This window comes from Providencia sp. 21OH12SH02B-Prov, assembly GCF_027362595.1.
GTDB lineage: Bacteria > Pseudomonadota > Gammaproteobacteria > Enterobacterales > Enterobacteriaceae > Providencia > Providencia zhejiangensis.
Genome location: NZ_CP114796.1, coordinates 617,197 through 637,055, shown reverse-complemented (window position 1 = coordinate 637,055; position 19,859 = coordinate 617,197). Strand labels below are relative to the sequence as shown.

Sequence of the window (19,859 nt, the reverse complement as noted above, 5' to 3'; positions counted from 1 at the left end):
GCCTCTGTATTCGATATAGACAAGAGCCCCCAAACAGTCTAAAAAGCACTATAAATTAAAATGTTAATCAAGATTAATCAACAAATTGCATCTATTTCTACGATTTGACTATGAGTACGATCTTACATGAAAAAGACTTTAACAGCGCTTGTATTGAAACACAGATGGCGCATAGCAATAAAAATGCGATACGTGGAACCTATAACCATGGCGCAATATTTAGAAGGTAGACGAGAAATGATGCAGTGGTATGCCGACTACATCGATTCATTGAGAAATGGTGGAAATATTCTTCATGGGAATTTTCATCGTCAAAACGCATGATAACTAACCACGATTTATCGTAATACATCTCATTCAATAAAGATGCTTTATCACTGAAAGCCTCTGTCCTCACGGACAGGGGCTTTTTTGCTTTTAAATCAACCTAAAAGGAAATTATCATGGAAAATTACATTCGTTGCCCGGCCTGCGATTCAACTCGCATTCGTGAACGTCATATCGGGAAAAAGACCGGAGCTGTTGCTGGTGGCGTATCAGGCGCACTAGCTGGAGCGTCTATCGGCTCTGCTGTTCCTGTTGTAGGGACGATTGCTGGTGCTGCGGTAGGCGCTCTATTTGGACGTTTAGTCGCTGGAGCTACTGCTGGGGCTGTGAGTGGTTCAGCTTTAGATGGCGTGGTATTTGATCGTTATGAATGTATCGAGTGTGAATATACATTTGATTGATAGCCATAAGTTAACGGAAACCCCTGATGGGGTTTCATCTCTTAGGAGTCTGTGAGTCTGAACTGACCCTAGTTTATTGGACAGGGGCTTTTTTTCGTTTTAACCCGCGCAAATTGAGATCATGATAGAAAGCATAACATGTTATCGGGATTGTAAGGCAACTCATTATCCTGCTCTAAAACGTCATTAATCATTTTAAAGCGAGTTGCCTGTTTTTCAGTTGATTGGCTTTTTATATCAACATCAGCTTCTAAAGGGAAATAGCTCCCTTTATCAAAATATCGCCATTAATTAAATCACAATACATCAATAATAGGACACGAATATGCGTATAACAGCGACGGCTTCCCCATGCCTAAAATCGGGGATGATTTCTGTTTTTATTACGAATTTAGGTAAATATAACGAAGGTGAACTGGTTGGTGAGTGGCTTGAGCTTCCGGCAACCTCAAAAGAGATCGAACACTGTTTAATGCGGATTGGCATTGATGGTATTCACTATGAAGAGTATTTCTTGACCGACTATGAATCCTCCATTGATGGCCTTTCTTCTTACATTTCAGAATACAGTCTTTTAGATGAGTTGAACGAGTTAGCCACCCAATTAGCCATGTTATCGCCTGATGAAATTGACCTTTATCAGGCGGCAATTGAAATCGGTTCTTCAGCGAGTTCAATCCATGATTTAATTCATTTAGCGGATAATTTAGATTCTTTCCAGCAATTAGCGGGGGTCAATAATGAATATGATTTAGGTTATTACTGGATAGAAGAAAGTGGTTGTTATGATTTAGCCCAACTGGGTCATTTATCCCATTACTTTGACTATGAACGCTATGGACGTGATGTTTGTCTTGAACAAGGGGGGATTTTTCACAGTGGAGGATATGTTTATCATACGGGTGGGTAGATAGGATAACAGAATGAGATTCAAACCGCTTTCATCCCTCAAGGCGGGAAATAAAGAATGTCGTGGTACCCCAATGATATCCATAAGCTAGAACGTTAATCAAACTAAACTCTATTTCAAGCCATCTTTACGGATATCCGTAAAGATGGCTATTATGGTATTCTTTTTTTATTTGGGGCTGTCCTAGATAAGGTTTAAATTTTACCTTTAACTATCTGTTTTAGCATAGTTAATTGTTGTTTTGCACTAGGTGTGTTAAATCGCCATTCACACTCTTTTAAATACAGCTCAAAATGAGCCTTCGGAATACCGTTAAATTTACGCATGTGACGCTTCGCTTGGTTCCAAAAATTCTCTATGCCATTGATGTGATTTTGCCGGTCTTTTTTGTCGACAAACTGGGTGCTGTGATTGCTCCTGTAATGCTTAAAATCGCTCACATCCAGTACGTCATAACTGGCAAAATTATCTGTGTAGACGATGCTGTCAGGGTAAATTTTTGACTCAATTATTGGCAGTAATGTCCGCGATTTAGCATCGGGTATGACCTTGGTATAAACCTTGCCACCACGCTTGAGAAGCCCGAAAACAGGCACTTTGCCAGCAGCACCTCTACCACGAAGGCCTTTACGACGACCACCAAAATAACTTTCGTCCAATTCAATTTCACCATCAAACCAAGAGTGCTTATCAACGTGCTCTGCTATCAGCACTCTGAGCCGATGGAAATAGTAAGCGGCTGTATTTCTGTGGACACCAACTAACTCTGCGGCAATACGGGCTGTGGAGCCAGCAATAAACAGCTCAAGTAACCGTGCTTGTTTATACTGACTGAGTCTACTTTTTCTCATGGAACTATCCTAGATGATCTTAGTTATCTAGGACAGCCCCTTTTATTTAATTCAAACCATTAAATGGAACCCAAGAAAAGGGAATAGTAAACAAGGGAATAAAGATATTGATTGGTGCTTATATCGATATCGTCATTTAGTTGAAAATGCCTTCTTAAAAATAAAGAAATACCGAGCAGTGGCGACTCGGTATGACAAATTAGCCCGAAATTATGAAAGTGTTGTTGCTTTAGCATTTTCAATCATGTGGCTCCCAATGTGGGTCGATTGAAATATGCACTACAAAGATAAACACGCTCTAGATAAAACTATACTTTCGCAAGAGGTCTATTCTTTTGAATGTTTTTCCATATTCTTTTCAAGAGAAGATAGTGAAATATTTTCTTTAAATTTTCGAGAAAATAATAATTGAGATTGATATACTCGATTAAAGTCATGTTCATCCAGTATTTTTGGAAAATCTGGTCCTGTTATCCAATCAATATACCTTCCCCCCATTTCACAGTCTAATAGATTTAAATCTAATCCATAAACTTTTGCTCTTAAATCTTTATTATTAAAAATAATAGTCTGAAAAAAAACTTCATCACCACATAGAGATTTTTTAAAGCTTTTTAGATAGGTAGGATTAGTATTTATATAATTAAAAATATATTGAATGGATTTATCTGTAAGTGTAAACCACGAAGAGCCTTTATACAATTTAGGTAGATGAGATAAATCATTTTTTTTCATTTTTTTTGCAAAAAAAATGAAAATTTTCTTCTTAATTTTTCCAACAAGAGAATGATCTTTTTGAAAAAAGAAATTAGGATAATTTATTGCCAATCTATCAAATGGATCATTTTTTTGATCTATATCGATAAACTCTACTGATTTTTTATAAGAATTTTCAAAATATTTTTCTCTTTGTTTATTAGATAAAATAGGGATATCATCACCAGAAATTAATGAAAAATATTGGAACTCAAAATCAAGAGCTTTCTTCATTAGAAGAAGCATAACTTCTATTTGTGAAAAATTCCCCCATTTTACGTCAATAGATTCTTGTTCTTCTATATAATATAAATTTGAATGCTTTCCTAAATGGGAATAAATTTTTTCTCTTTCTATTTTTTGGGTTTTTTTATCAATATGAAGGAATACAATGCTTTTATTACTTTTGAGTAAGTGATTAACTGTAAAGATAAGAGGGTTAGTTATCTTATGACAAATAATGGCGTATACATAATTCATAATATTTTGTTGAACCTAAATAAAAGCGACTGAAAAAATTAAGAGGTTACGATTTAGATAGTATGCTACATATTTTTTCCTTATTATTAATAATTAGAACCTACCCCAAAAGGGTTTTATTCCAGACAATGATGGCACAGGCAAGATGCAGCATTGCTTCATAATTCTCGACTTTCTTCTCCCAATGAGTCAGGACACGACGGTAGCGATTCATCCAGCTATGCGTTCTTTCCACAACCCAGCGGTGGGCCTTAAAATCCGTGTTTTTGATGGCTTCTGATTCTTCTTTCCGTGACTGGATATGAGGTTCATCGCGACGACTTTTCAGATACGATCCCAACCATTCCGCTTCATACCCTTTGTCCATGCACAACCGGAGCCTCTTGCCCGGTCTGCCCGTCTGGAGGGCATCCCAGCGGGTGTTGAGTTCTATGCTCCGGGATGAGAGGAGCCATTTTCTCCCAGAGTTCATCACTGATTTGCCACTTGTTGCCCACCATGCTTCGCCCTCAGAAATTATCATTATGTATTATCTGACAATTCCTTTGGGATAGGTTCTAAGTTGCAATACGTGAAATAATATCTAATTTGGTATTTTTATTAAGTATTGTTTTAACTTTTATTTGTTACGTGATGTTCTATATCAAAATAAAAGTATATTAGCTTAAAATATGTTTTTATGTCATTTTTTGAATTTTAAACAGCGTAATTTTATTAGTAAAACAGGTGAGCATAACGATATTATTGACAAAAATAAATTTTTCATATTTTTAAAGTTATAAAAAGAAGATAGAAGATAATGATAACTAGATTTTCTATTTAATGACATTAGTTCCGCATGGGCAAGCATCGCATGTAAATTGGACTTAAATAACTTTCTATTTATAGATGGATTGTTGTTCATAATCCAATAGCCTGCGTTGGCAATGTTAGCAATATTTTTTGAGACGCTTGAGTGGTTAGTTACATAAAAGCATTTCGTTAAAGGTTGTTCAATAAATCCAACCTTTATATTTTTGTCATTCATAATTCTTATTAAAAACTCATAGTCTTCTATTGCTTTTAATTTTTCATTAAATCCATTATGAAGGATAAATAAATCTTTTTTAATGGTGAAGTTTGGTGCCCCACCAATAAAATTATATTGTTTTATTAGTGTTGAAGGGTCGGATATCTCATTTATATTTTTCTGGCTTGTTTCATAATAACAATTTTCATTTACCATAAAAATAATTGCTTTATTATAAATGAAATTAAAATTGCTTTCATTTATCTTATCTGACAATATTTCGATTTTGTTGTTAGTGAATTCATCATCGTCATCAAGAAATATTATCCACTCATATTTTGCTAATTTTACCCCTAAATTTCTAGCTGAGGCAGGACCAGCATTTTTTTTACATAAATGATAAGTAATAGGAAATTCATTAAACGTTTGTAACCAATCGGTTTCGTTGTAAGTAATAGTAGATGCATCATTTATAATGATAACTTCAAATTTTTTATTGGTTTGTAATTCTAGCTTTTTGAGAGTGGAGATTAAACTATCCACTCTATTATAGGTTGGGATTATTATTGAAAACATCATTTTTACCTAAGTAGTAGTTGTCGTAATATTATTTTTATTTTTCTTAGTTTTGATTTTTTAATTTTCTCAATCAGTGTTGCTTTTTTATATCTTTCTTGCTGAATTGTGCTTGTTGCAAGGTCAACAGGATGTTTTATATAATCTGACAAATAAATATTTTCAAAGGACTTTTCTTTATACAATAAACTCCAATCATCGGCCAAATAAAAACTATTCTCATGTATAGTTAATAGGCGAAGTGCTACATTTCTACTTATAATATAGCAACAAGTCCTAAAAATGTAATTTTCACTAGAGATAGTTTTATAAAAATTAATTGAATCAGAAATATTAATAGTGTTTTTTTTATCTAATACTATCATATCTTGGCTACTTAGTCCTTGTTGCCCGCCTAATATATAAAGATTTTCATTATATACATTAGATTGAAGGTGGGTGAAGAATCTTATAATAGGCACTAACTCATGAGAAAGAGTTACATCATCCTCAAAAATAAATGCATAGTCAATATCATCGAAAGCTATTTGTTTATATATAAGTTGATGACTTAAAGAACACCCGATTTCATTTCTACCCAGCACTCTTTTATATCTTTTTTTTACAAACTCTGAAGCATTTATTGCATCAACTTCATTTTCAGCTATATCTTTTCCATTTACAGCATCAACAAAGCTAAATTTGATACCTATTTTATCGAATTGCTCAGATATTAGTTGACGCCGATTAGAGTTTGCTAGAGACACCACATAAATCGCTATTTTATTCATCTTATGATCACTATTAAATTAAGATTATTCTTGTTTGTTATATTCTGCTCTAAAAATCGCAATTATAGACCAATAATAAAATATTTGATAAGGGTCAATTAAAGATAGCCCAGGAATAAATGTTACAATAAGAAACATTACTCCCCATTTTTTTAGCTTTAATATTATGTAGGTATAAAAAAACAGAATTATAAGAATGCCGAGGATTCCTAACTCTCCCATAATTAAAGCTAATAATGCGTGAGCATATCCACCATCTTTATACGAAAAAATATATCCTCCAACAACAGGACCAGCACCAAATAATAATTGTACAGCTGGTATTTCATCGAACTTATTATATAAAGAAAGCATTATTTGAACTTTTGTATGAAAACTTCCATCTTGTATGTTTGAGTCCATAATAAATAGAGGTGATATAGTAATTAATATTCCGAATAGAACTATAGAAATAAATTTCACATTCCTATGAGAAGATAACACAAAGTAGTAATAAAAATAAAAAATGATGAGAACTAATATAGCTGAGCGACTAAATGATAGTACCAATAATGATACAGCAATAAATTCTAATAAAGATGTTTTTATAATTATGGAAGAAAAATGGATGTATTTTAAAATAAACACAATCATTAATGCTATGAGACCTACATAATTTGAATCGAAGAATAAAATGCTAGAGTATTTAAAGGTGTAAAAATACTCAGTTAAAGGCAAGTCCCCAGAATAAATTAAAGATGCATCTCCTTCAAGCTTTTGTGCAGCTTCAGAAGTGAGCTGTGAACTATTCAATGATGGATACATAAAACGTAGAATGGTTTCAATGCTTAAAATAATCAGAAAAAAAAGGCATCCAAAATATAACAATGTTAATATTTGTTTTTTTGATAATTTTTCACACATTGAGTTGAAGATAAATCCAAAGCAAATTATATAAAGAAAATTTCCAATGCTTCTGGGGAGTAAGTCTTCAGTATAATGATTAGACCAAAAAATTAAATAAAATAATTGTATGGATAATGCAATAATAAAAAAACACAATCGATTTATGTTTATTTTTTTATGTGACACAACTACAAACAAATAAATAAAACATGCTAGAATAACCACTCTTAGTGGAATATATCTATGTGCACCATCAAAAAAATATCCAATCTGTAAAAAAATAGAAAAAGTAAGAATGTATATAAAGATAAGATTGATATTTGTTTTAAATTTCATTTTTTTGCAACTCAATTATTGTAATAACCTATCCCAAAAGGATTTTATTCCAGACAATGATGGCACAGGCAAGATGCAGCATTGCTTCATAATTCTCGACTTTCTTCTCCCAATGAGTCAGGACACGACGGTAGCGATTCATCCAGCTATGCGTTCTTTCTACAACCCAGCGGTGGGCCTTAAAATCCGTGTTTTTGATGGCTTCTGATTCTTCTTTCCGTGACTGGATATGAGGTTCATCGCGACGACTTTTCAGATACGATCCCAACCATTCCGCTTCATACCCTTTGTCCATGCACAACCGGAGCCTCTTGCCCGGTCTGCCCGTCTGGAGGGCATCCCAGCGGGTGTTGAGTTCTATGCTCCGGGATGAGAGGAGCCATTTTCTCCCAGAGTTCATCGCTAAACTGACAATAACGGCTTATCATACGTTCCCCCTCAGAAATTATCGTAACCCATTATATTATATAACAATTTCTTTTGGCATTGGCTCTTAAAGTAATAATCTGCATATTTTATCCATCAGCTCTTTGAGCTTTAGTGATAGTTTAACTTAATGTTCTGCTCTCATTAATATTCTTTGTTTTATCTTCAAAGTGTTGTTTAAAAATTAAAACCTCACTCATTTTTACCTTACCATGCCTATTTCTTTTAGGTAAAGGCAATCCTTCTAATTCACATGTAGTTCTATATAACATAGCTAAATATTCTGCTTTAACACCAATATATAGGGCAAAGGAATCTATATCAATATTCATATTTTGTAACTATTCACCCGCGAGCTATTGACGGTGGTTTACACTAGGAATGCTGGCACCTGATAATTCACTTTGAGCATATGGTGTTCGACGATTTCACGTAACCATTTATAGGCTGAGATCTGCTGAAGCTTGGCAGTCTCTATAAGTGAGAACATACGTTCACGGAACAGATCGCCTCTATATGAGCGAGTCACGTAGCAGCACTTTCTCATCAATATATAATTACGCAGGACACGCTCTGCGGCATTGTTCGTTAACGGGCAGTCTGGATCATCCATAAAGCGCCACACCATTGCATCATCAGACATGAGATTTCGGCACCGACCTCGATAACGTTTCGAACATTGATAACTGCCCAGTTTGAGCCAATGAAGCCAGCTGCCAGCTTATTCCATAGAAAATGGATGATATCTTTCGCCTCTTCAGGAGAATCGAAATCTGGTGGTGGAGGTAGTGTTTTCTTATTCATACCTTCAGATTGCCAGCTCAGAAAGATCACTCAAGTCGAATATGGGATCAAGTTAACCTCGTCACATAACTTTGCTGTCAAGGCATCGCGGGTGAAGAGTTACCATATTTTAACCTAAATAAATTAAATCTATTTATAGCCATTAGGGTTTTGCGATTGCCAACGCCAGCTATCGTTCACCATATCTTGCACGGAGTACTGAGCTTGCCAGCCTAAATCAGTAAAGGCTTTATTAGGGCTAGACCAGCATTCAGCAATATCACCGGGGCGGCGAGCAACTATTTTGTATTGGATCTGTTTGCTTGATGCCTTTTCGAAAGCAGCGATCATTTCTAATACACTAGTGCCTTTACCGGTGCCTAAATTATAAATATGGAGCCCTGCTTTTTGACTAACACCATTCAAGGCAGCAATGTGTCCACTCGCTAAATCCATAACATGGATATAATCACGAACACCAGTACCATCTGGTGTTGGGTAGTCAGCGCCAAATACCATCACTTCTTTATGACGACCAACAGCAACTTGAGCAATATAAGGGGTCAAATTATTTGGAATACCTTGAGGGTCTTCCCCCATTAAACCTGAAGTATGAGCTCCGACAGGGTTAAAATAACGTAATAAAGTCAGTGACCATTCATCATGCGCAATATGTAAATCGGTAAGAATGCGTTCAACCATATATTTGCTAGTACCATATGGGTTGGTTGTACCACCTACTTTCGATTCTTCAGTTAACGGTACTTCTTCAGGTTCACCATACACCGTCGCCGAAGAACTAAAAATGAGGCTTTTTACACTCGCTTTTTGCATTGATGTGATTAAAACCAAAGTACCATTAACATTATTGTCATAGTACTCAATCGGTTTTTGAACTGACTCACCCACGGCTTTTAGCCCTGCAAAGTGAATAACCGATGCAATTTTATGTTCAGCAAAAATGGTATCTAAAATTTTGCTATCACGTACATCACCGACGTAGAAAATAGGTTTAGTGCCAGTAATGGTTTCAATGCGATTTAGTACTTCAGGATTAGCATTGCAGAGATTATCTAAAATAATTGGCTGCATGCCTTGTTCGATCATCTGTACACAGGTATGGCTACCAATGTAGCCAAGACCACCAGTGACTAATACTTTTGCGTTTTTCATTGTACTTTCCTAGTACTCATAAACATAATTATAATCGTCTGACTTGGCATCGATACCATTTAAGATCACACCCGTAATTTCGATATCGTTTTGCTTAAAGCGTTTGAGTGATAGCTCGACATCTTTTACGGTATTTACACCGTAGTAAGCGATAAGCAATGAGGTACCAACGTACTTACCAATAATAGCTGAGTCGGTGATTGCCAGTATTGGTGCAGTATCGATCACGACGATGTCGTATTGACCTTTTACCGTATCAAGTAAACGTTTAAAACGTTCGCCCATCAGCAATTCAGAAGAGTGCGTGACATTCTTACCACGACAAATCACGTCGAGGTTTTCAATCACATTGCTATGAATATTTGGCTGGCTAGTATCTGATTGCGAGAGATAATCGGATAGACCTAATTTATTGCTTAATCCAAAGGCTTTATGGATACGGCCTTTACGTAAGTCAGTATCGATTAACAATACTTTTTTGCCTGCATTTGCTAACACCACCGCCATATTGGAGGTAACAAAGCTTTTACCTACACCCGGTGAAGCACTGGTGACCATAACCAGATTATTACCTTGGTTCATGACCGAGAAATAAACACTAGTACGTAAAGAACGAATGGCTTCAATCGCCGTATCGGCAGGGTTTTCTAATGCGAGTGGGTGCTTGTTACCTTCTGCAATTAATTTCTTCTCATAGCTAGAGAAAGGAATAGTGGCATAGACGTTGATACCTAGTGCATCAATATCCTCAGTGCCTTTAATTTTATTATTAAAGAACTCACGAGCAATCACATATGCACAACCCACAATAAAGCCCAGTATTGCAGCTAACACTAAGATTAATGCTTTCTTAGGTGCTACGGCATTCGGTTGAGATTCGGCAGAGTCAATAATACGCACATCAGCGGTGATCCCTGAGTTTAATACACTCAGTTCCTGCTGTTTTGCCACTAATTGATTGTAAATAGCTTGCTCAGACTCTACATCACGGGTTAAACGAACAATTTGTTGTTGAGTATTTGGCAGTTTTTGAATCGCTTTACTGATTTTCTCTTTCTCACGTAACAGCTGCTGGCGCTTATCAAGCAGTGATTGGTAAGCTGGGTGATTACGTGTATATAACTGCTGAATTTCAACTTCTTTAAAGGTGAGTTCATTTAACTTTTCTTCGACTTGCAAAGCACTATCAAGGGCGGATTTGGCTTCTAATGATAAGTCGATAGATTCATTCTTTTTACGGAAGGTGTTTAGCTGGTTTTCATAGTTATCCAGCTTGGTTTTAATCTTAGGCAGATATTCATCTAAGAATAATAAGGTGTTATTTGTGACTTCTTTTTTACGCTCGGTATTTTGGTCGACGTAATTTTGAATAATGCTGTTTAAGATTTGCACGTTTTCGGTTTTATTGGCACCTTTAATGGCCATATTGATAATACCGGTTCCTTTACCCACTTCTGCAATAGTTAAAGTGTTACGTAGGTTTTCAATGGTTGAATAACGCGCATTTTTAACTAAGGTAAATTCTTGACCAACCTCTGCAACTAAGGATGAAACCAATAAACTAATATCGTCTTGTTTTAAGAGAATACCAACGGTGCCTTCAAGAACTTGACCTTCAATATTGAGAGAATATTTGTTATCGCCCAAATAGGTCAACGTCGCAGGCTTTCCAATAAAGTCTTCAGGAACTAAATAGAGAGCCACGACAGCATCGGTTTTATCACCCCACAGCTTATCAAAAAAGCCTGCTGGTGCGATTTGAGTATCTAAATTCAGGTTAGTCACGGTTTTGCCCAGCACCATTCGTGACTTAATCACTTCAATTTCGGAATCGACTTGGCCACCACTGCTGGCTAATGGCATCATTTCACTCATTTGGTCAACAAGAGAAACTTGGCTGGCTTTGTCATATTGCAGTGTCGCATTAGCTTGATAGATAGGAGTCGCTAAAAAACTGTAAGCTGCTGCAACCAAAATAAAAAACAGAGTAAAAAAGCCGATTTTAAGATAACTGGACTTTAATACTTTAAAAAGCGCCAGCAGATCGATCTCATCCGAGGCAGGGGAGCTATTTTTTGTCGTGTTCATAATTAGTTAAATGCTAAGCCTTCTAAAATTAAAATTAAATTTTCCCTTGCCACTGTATAACGGCTTTTTCCATCAGTTGATAAACATGTTCAAACATTTCATCACTGCGTTTATGTGGATCTGGGATCTCGGTTTTATTAAGCCACTGGCCGAATAACATGACTTTGCCACGCGTTTCAGGGAACTGTTGATGGATCCTATCAATATGGTCGTTTTCCATCACTAGGATTAAGTCTGCTTCTTTACATAATTCACTGGTTAAACGACGTGATTGATGGCCATCTAAAGAGATATTGTGGTTTTGTGCAATACGGATGGCGCTATCATAAGCGGGGCGATCTTCTTTGGCGATAATGCCCGCGGAGTGCACTTTTTTATCGGGGAAATGGGCTTGTAATAGCCGCTCCCCCGTGGGGGAGCGGCAAATATTCCCCATACAGACAACGAGAATATTATTAAACATATGGATTACCAGTCATGAACGCGTTTAACACCTTCGGTTAGCTGATTATATGACGCGATGGTTGGTAGCAATTGGGTGATTAGGCGGTTCCAACGCACAATAGGGGCGGCGGTAACATAAACTAAGTCATAAGGTTGCAGTTTAAATTCCGTTCCCATCACCATGGCAGTGGCATCGGATAAATCTAACTGATAGACTGCCGCCATTTTTTTCGGCAGTAGGGCATCCAGCTCTTTATCACCAGAGGTTTGGTTTTTAATTGGACGGATGACAAATACGCCAGTTGCATTAGCGGTATTTTGATCTGTACCGCCTGCTTTACTCAGTGCCTCAGTAATACTCATGCCAGCACGGTCAATGGTTAGGGTGTTTGGTTGACCCACTTCACCCATCACAAACACTTTTTGCCCGTCATTACGTGGTACATATAGTGCATCACCCGGTAGCATCAGATGGTTTTGGGTTAGGTCGCCATACTGGACTAATGCTTGCAGTGAGATTTTAATTTCTTTGCCATTTCGGGTGAGTACGACATTGTCCCAATCGGCTTTTTCGGTGAGACCGCCCGCGTTATTAAAGGCTTCCAGAACGGTCAGAGGGATATTGGTAATTGGCAATGTACCTGGTTTTGCGACCTCACCAGAAACATACATTTTTTGTGAGCGGAATGCCGCAATACTGACATCCACTTGTGGGGATTCAATATAGGTAGCCAGTTTACTGCTAACTAAATTACGGATCTCCGGCAGTGTTTTACCAACAACTTTCACGTTACCGATATAAGGGTAGTAAATGGTGCCATTGGAATGAACCCAGTTACCTGAGTCGGCAGCGCTACGATAAGAACCCGCTGGAATAGTTAATTCAGGGTGATCCCACACAGTGATGGTTAATACGTCACCCACACCCACACGGTATTCATAGGTTGAAAGTTGCTTTTCAAGGGTAGGGTTTGGTTTGGCGATCACTGGAGCCACGTACATCTCATCTAACAGTTTTGGTGAAATCGGATAGATATCCACAAATTTAGAGATATCACGATCGCCAGTGTCGACGACATTTTTGCCTGATGTAGACATATAGACACCAGGGGTAACGGTACAGCCGGTTAATGCTGTAAGCATTATTGCAGCAATAGAAAGGCGTTTCATAAGAGCTAAGAGTCCTTTGGTAAAATTATCTTAAATGTTTATAAGCTAAGCTCATTATTTTAGGTGGCAATAAGTGAAAAAAGTAACGGCTGTATATTAACAACATATTTTTAAAACTAAACTTATTGAGAAGAAACATATATCCTAGCCGCAAAGAAACCTCACTTTTAGCTTTAGAAAGACCAGCTCGGCGAGTCATAGTATTTTCTTCAAGCCTATATCGTAGCAAAACATCAGGTAAATTATGGAATTTATAGTTTTTATAAAGAAGCTCTAACCAAAAAGCCATATCTTCGGTAAAGCAAGTGTGGGTTGGATAGCGATTTCCTTGCTCAAAAACACGTCTTCTAAACATGACGGTAGGGTGAATAAAAGGACAACGAGTTATGCTGAAGTTTTCTAATTCAAGGTGATATGAAGGTAATCTTTTTTCTATAAGTGCATAAGATGAACCAAATTCTTCACATGCAGTACCCAAAATATCTATCTCAACATGAGTATCCATAAAATATTTTTGTTTCTCTAGGCGTTGTGGTAATGAAATATCATCACTATCCATACGAGCTATATACTCTATATTTGGGTATGTAAGGGCTTTATCTATTAATGTATTAAGTGCAAATGACAACCCTCTATTATATTTGGAATGTACTAATTCAATAATATGTTTTTTATGTAAAGAATTTAAGTATTCAAACTGTTTATCTGGAATGATACCGTCAATATATATAAGTATAAGAGCATTGGAATTTTCTTGCTGACAAATACTATTAATAGCATCTTTGATGTATTCTAGTTTATCATTTTTATAAACACTCATTATTATTGCTATATTTTTACTCATAAAATGTACTCATGGTAAATATTTCTTTGGTAATAATTAGAGCCTACCCCAAAAGGGTTTTATTCCAGACAATGATGGCACAGGCAAGATGCAGCATTGCTTCATAATTCTCGACTTTCTTCTCCCAATGAGTCAGGACACGACGGTAGCGATTCATCCAGCTATGCGTTCTTTCCACAACCCAGCGGTGGGCCTTAAAATCCGTGTTTTTGATGGCTTCTGATTCTTCTTTCCGTGACTGGATATGAGGTTCATCGCGACGACTTTTCAGATACGATCCCAACCATTCCGCTTCATACCCTTTGTCCATGCACAACCGGAGCCTCTTGCCCGGTCTGCCCGTCTGGAGGGCATCCCAGCGGGTGTTGAGTTCTATGCTCCGGGATGAGAGGAGCCATTTTCTCCCAGAGTTCATCACTGATTTGCCACTTGTTGCCCACCATGCTTCGCCCTCAGAAATTATCATTATGTATTATCTGACAATTCCTTTGGGATAGGTTCTAAGTTTAGACTTATATTTTATATAAAAGCTAATATAAATCTCCATAGGTTTGTAATATTTTAGGGGGGTAAATTTTATAATTTTTAAAGTCTTTAGTACTATAAGGCTAGTTATTATTTAAAAATAATAATTTAGCTTTAGTTAGGTTTTTTTATTTTGCTCTACATAAAATTTTGAAAAAAATCTTAATTTAAAATAATAGTCTTTACGTAATTCATGCTGATATAAAAATTGTTTTCCTTTTATTTTTTCTAACTCACCAGAAAGAATGGCTTTAACATCTGACGCTAGATTATTTCTAAATTCTTTATAGCATACATATGAATGTGCCGATGATCTTGTCATGCATTTCAGGCGACTTCGAATAACCTAACGTCTTACGGTTAAGACGCTTTAAGCGATTTCTTAAATTCAAATTCTCTCTTTCTATTCGTTGGATATAAAACTTACTTGCTACGTGTTTTTGTTTAGGCAATATCTCATAAGCACTGAACTTATACGTGCACCAAAAAGCTACATTAAACTGAGACAGTAAAGCCAGTAACTGGCGAAGGGTTCTCTTGTTTCAACGACCAAATGTATGAGCAATAATCCGTTTTAGGCGAGGTTCCCAGGCATACCAAAGCCAGCGTTGTTGTTTCTTATTAGCCACAAAAGACCACTGTTCATCAACTTCGCAAAGGAGTTCAATGTGCAAATTATCAAGGGGTAAAGAAGTTATCTGCTTCGGCGAGAGTTTTTTTAAAGTAGGAACAACCGCATTAATGCTGATATAAAGGGCCCTAGCAGTATCACGAATATCGGCATTATTCATCGTGAGGTCGATAATTTTATCTTTAGTTCCGGGTTGGCAAGCACGATATTTATAATCGAGTTGAAAGCTTCGGCAGCAATCTTGGCAACGATAACGTTGATGACCAGTGCTACCTAATCCATGTTTTTTCACTAGGGGCGTTTGTTGACAAAATGGGTACCTCACATCGACTTTAGCCATGAATATTCTCCGATAAATTACCCTATATTACAGGTTAATCACCGGATTTAATACATGAGCATTTCTTTTCCAATACAGCCAGTTGGAATGGCAGAGTTTTCCCCTTTCCATTTTTTATTGGGTATAATATAGTCCTCCCCATAATAGCTAATTAAGTGTGCTTTGTAATTTTTAGGTATATGCCATAGCTCATTTTCAAAATGTATTGTTTCAAATCCATTATATTTGTTATTAAATAAATATAGTTCTACACCACTTTTTTTCAAAATAGAGTCCTTCCACGTTAGCCCTTGAAATGGACGAAACACTGGGGTAGATATAATATCATTTTTTATAGAACAAAAAAATAAATCTACACAGATACCTTTAAAACTATAAGATTCTTCAATTATAATACCATCAACACTTATTTCTCGTGTTAATATAAATCCTTGCTCAATTATTTTATTTCGTAAATTTAAGTTCCATTCTTTTTGATTTATTCCGATGTCAAGATCGTAGTCATGTGATAGAATTGAGCCTTGTCTTATCGCGCCTAATAATGTCCCATATTCCAACCAATATCCTATATTATTTGTATTTAAAAAATCATGAAGCCGTTTTAGCATCGTTTTTTTATTGATTTTTAACATTAGTGATTTTTTAAAAAAAATCATATCATATTTTATTTTGCGTAAAAAATTAATTAACATATTATTCCTTAAGTAAGTTTTTATATTTTATACATTTTAAGATTCTATATAAACTAGTAATGAATGCATTCAATACAATAGCCCAACAAAGAGTACTTATAGTTACATATCCAAATTGGCTCATGAATAATATAAATGTGATATAAAAAAATGCAGCAATATAGATACTATTATTAAAATCTTTCTTTCTATCTATAAGAACTAATGCACAGTTTCCTAAAAAATATGAAAATATATTTAATAAAGGTATAAAATACAATATTAATAAATAGGTATAAGATTTTGCCATATCATCTCCTGCGAATAAGATGATAAAATCCTCTCCAAACAAAAGCAATATGGGATATATTAGTAAATAAATAACTATTAAGTACTTAATAGTTGAAAATGTTATGCCAAAGTTTTTTGTTCTTGCAATATAAGGATAGAGCACTTGATTTAGTAAATTTATAGGAATTAGTGCTAAATTAATTAGTTTTTCAGCTAGATCATAATAGGTAACCTGAGCAAATCCGATATAATTACCAATTAAATAGGTGTTTAATTTTAAAATTATAACGCCAATAGAACGAGATAATAAAAATGAATATGACTCTTTAATATCTTTCTTTATCCTATTCAAAGATACTGGTATAAATTTCAATTTCAATTTAATGTTAACAAACCATAATGATAATATTCCATTAATCAAAGAAGAAAAAACTAATGCTAGAGGGAATGAATAAAATCCGATAAAAGTACAAGAGCCTATAAATATTATTAACAACATACATAATCTTGAAAAAAGGTTAATTAATGCTGCATATTTTATTTTTTCTAAACCAAGGTATAACCATTGTGAAAATAATGCTTCACCCAATACAATAAAGAATAAAATATTAGAAAGATAATGGTTTTCATTTAATTTGCTGTTAAAGTAAATGAAAATTTGGAATATTAAAAAAGATATTAAAACTAATAATAGTTTTATATAAGTTATACTACTATATATAATAGATAGTTTCTTCTTGCTATGAGCATTTTCTGATGCAATTCTAGTTCCATAAATGTTGAAACCAAAATCAACAATTATAGACATAAGCATAATTATACTTTGAATAAAAATGACTAATCCATAAGAATCTAAACTGAATTTTCTAATTATGTATGGGTAATATATAAATGGAATTAATAACGTTGCTATTTGTATAATACTCAAATAGGAAAAGTTACTGATTAATTTTTTTTTAATTTTCATCGTTAATATAAAAAAGATATAGGAATTGAAATTTCATCTGGATAAGGGTCAATAATATGCTTAGTAGTTTTATGTGGAAAAATTTTCTTATCTTTTATATAACTTTGTACAATACTTTTATTTATAACAAAGTCCTCTCTCCATGATATAACCTGCACAGAGGGTAGATTATAGTTTAGCATAACAGCAGGAACTCTTCTTAAACCTAATTTTTTAGCTACTTCAAATCGATGATGACCATCCATGATGGCATATGAGTTTTCTTCTAAGAGTAAAGGCACTCGCCAGAGTGCCTCCGCCTTGATTTTTTCTATAAGCCATTCAACACGTTCAGGTATATGTTCTTCAGTGATTTGAATATTATCAATGTTAACTAATTCTAAACGATACACTTATACAACCTTAGACTCTATATCAAGTAAGCTATCTATTAAATATTGGTTATCAATAGTATTTCTAACAGCGAGCCGGACATATGATTGTCCATCGAATCCTTTTTTCTCTGAACAATCTTTTGCAAGAATATTATAGCCATTACAGAGCATTTCTATTAGCATACTTGATGAAATCAAGTTTACTTTGCATAAAATATAGTTCGCTTGGGAATTGATAGGTGTTAAAAGCTTATTTTTCTCTAACGCAGTAAACAATGAATTTCTTTCAGCAATTATTTGATTACACGCTGATGAATATATTTTTTCATATTTACCTATAATTTGAAAGAAAAACTCACCAAGAGAGTTTATATTCCACACAGGAATAGATTTTTTAATTGCAGAAATTAATTCAATATTAGAGCTTGCTATAACTCCTAAGCGAATGCCTGGAACACCATAACTTTTGCTAATGCTTTTTATCACGATTAATCCTGAATACATATTAAGAATTTCTTCTTTCATCAATGTAGAGTTTAATCCATTTTCAGCAAAATCAACAAAACTTTCATCTACAATAAATGTTTTTTTGTTTATTTTAAACCAATTAATTAGCTCCAGTAAATCTTTATATGGAATAAAATTTCCTGATGGATTATCAGGGTTTATAAGGATAACTCCATCATTTTCTTGAGCCAAATTAATAATGTCATTTTTATTATATGAGAAATTTGAGTTATTCAGTTTTTTAAGGGTTACAGATTTAAATCTTGATGAGTATTCCTCAAACGTTGGAATAAATAAACCTAGTTTTTCATTTTTATATTGTGCAAGTGTATCAATCAATTCTGCAGCTCCATTTCCTACAGCGATTTGATCTGGATTGCACTTGAACATTTTGGCTGCTAAAAGTGATTGTACATTAGCACCTGATGGGTATTCGCGCACTAGAGTATCAAATGAGTTTTTCATTTCACCCATGAATGTTTTATTAGGAAAATATGGATTCACTAAATAGCAGAAATCAATAATATCACTATAACGCCAATAACCACCATAACGACGGGATAATAGACTTAATTTTTCTTTTTCTGGTGCAAAAATAACATTGGCATTATCAAGATCTTGAGCATCATCTATCTCGTACCATTTTTCACCTTGTAATGGTAACGCTTTTAATTCTTGAGTTTCCAATAGTGTGATAACTCGTAATACTTGCTCGTAATACTCATTTTGACCTAATGCTTTTGAATAAGCCTCTAAAAAAGGTACATATGTATTTTCTAAAAACTCTTTAGAAAACTTATAAATATTTACTGTTTTATAATATAAATCACTTTTATTAAACTCAAAGTCTTTTTTAGGAACAAAATTAACAATATCAAAGTTATTATTAATTTCAACAACTGTTCCATCCATCCATGGTTGATATTTATCAACTACGGCAATATTTGGAAATTGATTTGATATTAGGTTTTCTATGATTTTTTCTTCAAAAATCAAATCACTTTCTAATAGAATGGTATCGTCTTTTATTAATTCATCTTTGGCAAGGTATATTGAATATATATTGTTTGTTTTATCATATATATCATTATCAATATATATTATTTCTATTTCATTATACTGATTACCTAAGAATTTTTTTAAATTTTCTTTTTGGTAGCCAACAACTAGGATAATTCTACTAATATTATATTTTGATAGGATGTTTAAACAACGTTCAATTAACGTAACTTCATGTACAGATACCATACATTTAGTTTTGTCATTAGTATATTTACCTAAACGATTACCCATTCCTGCAGCAGGTATTAAAACTTGCATATCT

At 34.6% G+C, this 19,859-nt stretch carries 19 protein-coding genes and 6 pseudogenes; 4 read left to right on the top strand and 21 right to left on the bottom strand.

Translation table 11 applies throughout. From position 1 onward, the window contains the following. Positions 1-107 precede the first annotated feature (107 nt). The 3 genes and pseudogenes from O7C57_RS03035 to O7C57_RS03025 form a co-directional block, all read left to right on the top strand. A pseudogene (locus O7C57_RS03035) lies at positions 108-324 on the top strand (tyrosine-type recombinase/integrase); the annotation flags it as partial. Positions 325-443: 119 nt separating this feature from the next. Then, positions 444-728 carry a hypothetical protein gene (locus tag O7C57_RS03030; protein ID WP_008913927.1) on the top strand — a complete coding sequence of 95 codons (285 nt, stop codon included), beginning with the start codon at positions 444-446 and terminating at the stop codon, positions 726-728. Between the two features lie 325 nt (positions 729-1,053). Next, on the top strand, positions 1,054-1,638 hold the full coding sequence (locus O7C57_RS03025) for an antirestriction protein ArdA (RefSeq protein ID WP_269723612.1): 585 nt from the start codon (positions 1,054-1,056) through the stop codon (positions 1,636-1,638). A gap of 194 nt (positions 1,639-1,832) precedes the next feature. Here the strand turns inward: O7C57_RS03025 and O7C57_RS03020 are convergent, their stop codons facing one another. Then, on the bottom strand, positions 1,833-2,489 hold the full coding sequence (locus O7C57_RS03020) for an IS1595-like element ISEc75 family transposase (protein ID WP_269723611.1): 657 nt from the start codon (positions 2,487-2,489) through the stop codon (positions 1,833-1,835). Positions 2,490-2,559: 70 nt separating this feature from the next. On the opposite strand from O7C57_RS03020, the pseudogene O7C57_RS03015 reads away from it, so the two are divergent. Beyond that, positions 2,560-2,760: pseudogene (locus tag O7C57_RS03015) on the top strand (transposase); the annotation flags it as partial. A gap of 56 nt (positions 2,761-2,816) precedes the next feature. On the opposite strand, the gene O7C57_RS03010 reads toward O7C57_RS03015, so the two are convergent. From O7C57_RS03010 to O7C57_RS02915, 20 genes and pseudogenes are all read right to left on the bottom strand, one after another. After that, complete coding sequence (locus O7C57_RS03010; protein ID WP_269723610.1) at positions 2,817-3,725, bottom strand: beta-1,6-N-acetylglucosaminyltransferase; 909 nt, start codon at positions 3,723-3,725, stop codon at positions 2,817-2,819. 100 nt (positions 3,726-3,825) lie between these two features. Beyond that, positions 3,826-4,137, bottom strand: a pseudogene (locus O7C57_RS03005) (transposase); the annotation flags it as partial. 270 nt (positions 4,138-4,407) lie between these two features. Then, the gene (locus tag O7C57_RS03000) at positions 4,408-5,310 is read right to left on the bottom strand and encodes a glycosyltransferase family A protein (RefSeq protein WP_269723609.1); all 903 of its coding nucleotides are present in this window, start codon (positions 5,308-5,310) and stop codon (positions 4,408-4,410) included. 5 nt (positions 5,311-5,315) lie between these two features. After that, a complete protein-coding gene (locus O7C57_RS02995; protein ID WP_269723608.1) occupies positions 5,316-6,080 on the bottom strand; it encodes a glycosyltransferase family 25 protein in 765 nt (254 codons plus the stop codon). 24 nt (positions 6,081-6,104) lie between these two features. Beyond that, entirely contained in the window at positions 6,105-7,301 is a 1,197-nt protein-coding gene (locus tag O7C57_RS02990; RefSeq protein WP_269723607.1) for an O-antigen polymerase, read from the bottom strand. A 28-nt stretch (positions 7,302-7,329) separates the two neighbouring features. After that, positions 7,330-7,641 (bottom strand): annotated as a pseudogene (locus O7C57_RS02985) (transposase); the annotation flags it as partial. Positions 7,642-7,849: 208 nt separating this feature from the next. After that, positions 7,850-8,059, bottom strand: a complete 210-nt coding sequence (locus tag O7C57_RS02980; protein ID WP_269723606.1) for a hypothetical protein — start codon at positions 8,057-8,059, stop codon at positions 7,850-7,852. A 38-nt stretch (positions 8,060-8,097) separates the two neighbouring features. Next, the gene (locus O7C57_RS02975) at positions 8,098-8,370 is read right to left on the bottom strand and encodes an IS66 family transposase (protein WP_269723605.1); all 273 of its coding nucleotides are present in this window, start codon (positions 8,368-8,370) and stop codon (positions 8,098-8,100) included. Further along, the gene (locus O7C57_RS02970; protein WP_269723604.1) at positions 8,316-8,531 is read right to left on the bottom strand and encodes a hypothetical protein; all 216 of its coding nucleotides are present in this window, start codon (positions 8,529-8,531) and stop codon (positions 8,316-8,318) included. The genes O7C57_RS02975 and O7C57_RS02970 overlap by 55 nt, the downstream gene beginning before the upstream one ends. A gap of 129 nt (positions 8,532-8,660) precedes the next feature. Then, positions 8,661-9,683: a UDP-glucose 4-epimerase GalE gene (galE, locus tag O7C57_RS02965; RefSeq protein ID WP_269723603.1), complete on the bottom strand. Its 1,023-nt coding sequence runs from the start codon at positions 9,681-9,683 to the stop codon at positions 8,661-8,663. Between the two features lie 9 nt (positions 9,684-9,692). Further along, the gene (locus O7C57_RS02960; RefSeq protein WP_269723602.1) at positions 9,693-11,771 is read right to left on the bottom strand and encodes a polysaccharide biosynthesis tyrosine autokinase; all 2,079 of its coding nucleotides are present in this window, start codon (positions 11,769-11,771) and stop codon (positions 9,693-9,695) included. Positions 11,772-11,805: 34 nt separating this feature from the next. Further along, complete coding sequence (locus O7C57_RS02955) at positions 11,806-12,234, bottom strand: protein tyrosine phosphatase (RefSeq protein ID WP_269723601.1); 429 nt, start codon at positions 12,232-12,234, stop codon at positions 11,806-11,808. A gap of 5 nt (positions 12,235-12,239) precedes the next feature. After that, positions 12,240-13,385, bottom strand: a complete 1,146-nt coding sequence (locus tag O7C57_RS02950; protein ID WP_269723600.1) for a polysaccharide export protein — start codon at positions 13,383-13,385, stop codon at positions 12,240-12,242. Positions 13,386-13,410: 25 nt separating this feature from the next. After that, positions 13,411-14,229 carry a glycosyltransferase gene (locus O7C57_RS02945; RefSeq protein WP_269723599.1) on the bottom strand — a complete coding sequence of 273 codons (819 nt, stop codon included), beginning with the start codon at positions 14,227-14,229 and terminating at the stop codon, positions 13,411-13,413. A gap of 43 nt (positions 14,230-14,272) precedes the next feature. Continuing rightward, a pseudogene (locus O7C57_RS02940) lies at positions 14,273-14,584 on the bottom strand (transposase); the annotation flags it as partial. Positions 14,585-15,038: 454 nt separating this feature from the next. Continuing rightward, a pseudogene (locus O7C57_RS02935) lies at positions 15,039-15,725 on the bottom strand (IS1 family transposase). A gap of 47 nt (positions 15,726-15,772) precedes the next feature. Then, complete coding sequence (locus O7C57_RS02930; RefSeq protein ID WP_269723598.1) at positions 15,773-16,417, bottom strand: LicD family protein; 645 nt, start codon at positions 16,415-16,417, stop codon at positions 15,773-15,775. A gap of 1 nt (position 16,418) precedes the next feature. Further along, positions 16,419-17,654, bottom strand: coding sequence for an oligosaccharide flippase family protein (locus tag O7C57_RS02925; protein ID WP_269723597.1), 1,236 nt, complete (start codon positions 17,652-17,654; stop codon positions 16,419-16,421). A gap of 2 nt (positions 17,655-17,656) precedes the next feature. Next, on the bottom strand, positions 17,657-18,046 hold the full coding sequence (locus O7C57_RS02920; RefSeq protein WP_269723596.1) for a ParB N-terminal domain-containing protein: 390 nt from the start codon (positions 18,044-18,046) through the stop codon (positions 17,657-17,659). After that, positions 18,047-19,855, bottom strand: coding sequence for an aminotransferase class I/II-fold pyridoxal phosphate-dependent enzyme (locus tag O7C57_RS02915; RefSeq protein WP_269723595.1), 1,809 nt, complete (start codon positions 19,853-19,855; stop codon positions 18,047-18,049). Positions 19,856-19,859 lie beyond the last annotated feature (4 nt).

What these genes read in the sequence shown, in the direction of transcription:
- O7C57_RS03030 (WP_008913927.1), top strand. Translation starts at nt 444, where the DNA reads ATGGAAAATTACATTCGTTGCCCGGCCTGCGATTCAACTCGCATTCGT.
- O7C57_RS03025 (WP_269723612.1), top strand. Translation starts at nt 1,054, where the DNA reads ATGCGTATAACAGCGACGGCTTCCCCATGCCTAAAATCGGGGATGATT.
- O7C57_RS03020 (WP_269723611.1), bottom strand. Translation starts at nt 2,489, where the DNA reads ATGAGAAAAAGTAGACTCAGTCAGTATAAACAAGCACGGTTACTTGAG.
- O7C57_RS03010 (WP_269723610.1), bottom strand. Translation starts at nt 3,725, where the DNA reads ATGAATTATGTATACGCCATTATTTGTCATAAGATAACTAACCCTCTT.
- O7C57_RS03000 (WP_269723609.1), bottom strand. Translation starts at nt 5,310, where the DNA reads ATGTTTTCAATAATAATCCCAACCTATAATAGAGTGGATAGTTTAATC.
- O7C57_RS02995 (WP_269723608.1), bottom strand. Translation starts at nt 6,080, where the DNA reads ATGAATAAAATAGCGATTTATGTGGTGTCTCTAGCAAACTCTAATCGG.
- O7C57_RS02990 (WP_269723607.1), bottom strand. Translation starts at nt 7,301, where the DNA reads ATGAAATTTAAAACAAATATCAATCTTATCTTTATATACATTCTTACT.
- O7C57_RS02980 (WP_269723606.1), bottom strand. Translation starts at nt 8,059, where the DNA reads ATGAATATTGATATAGATTCCTTTGCCCTATATATTGGTGTTAAAGCA.
- O7C57_RS02975 (WP_269723605.1), bottom strand. Translation starts at nt 8,370, where the DNA reads ATGTCTGATGATGCAATGGTGTGGCGCTTTATGGATGATCCAGACTGC.
- O7C57_RS02970 (WP_269723604.1), bottom strand. Translation starts at nt 8,531, where the DNA reads ATGAATAAGAAAACACTACCTCCACCACCAGATTTCGATTCTCCTGAA.
- galE (WP_269723603.1), bottom strand. Translation starts at nt 9,683, where the DNA reads ATGAAAAACGCAAAAGTATTAGTCACTGGTGGTCTTGGCTACATTGGT.
- O7C57_RS02960 (WP_269723602.1), bottom strand. Translation starts at nt 11,771, where the DNA reads ATGAACACGACAAAAAATAGCTCCCCTGCCTCGGATGAGATCGATCTG.
- O7C57_RS02955 (WP_269723601.1), bottom strand. Translation starts at nt 12,234, where the DNA reads ATGTTTAATAATATTCTCGTTGTCTGTATGGGGAATATTTGCCGCTCC.
- O7C57_RS02950 (WP_269723600.1), bottom strand. Translation starts at nt 13,385, where the DNA reads ATGAAACGCCTTTCTATTGCTGCAATAATGCTTACAGCATTAACCGGC.
- O7C57_RS02945 (WP_269723599.1), bottom strand. Translation starts at nt 14,229, where the DNA reads ATGAGTAAAAATATAGCAATAATAATGAGTGTTTATAAAAATGATAAA.
- O7C57_RS02930 (WP_269723598.1), bottom strand. Translation starts at nt 16,417, where the DNA reads ATGTTAATTAATTTTTTACGCAAAATAAAATATGATATGATTTTTTTT.
- O7C57_RS02925 (WP_269723597.1), bottom strand. Translation starts at nt 17,654, where the DNA reads ATGAAAATTAAAAAAAAATTAATCAGTAACTTTTCCTATTTGAGTATT.
- O7C57_RS02915 (WP_269723595.1), bottom strand. Translation starts at nt 19,855, where the DNA reads ATGCAAGTTTTAATACCTGCTGCAGGAATGGGTAATCGTTTAGGTAAA.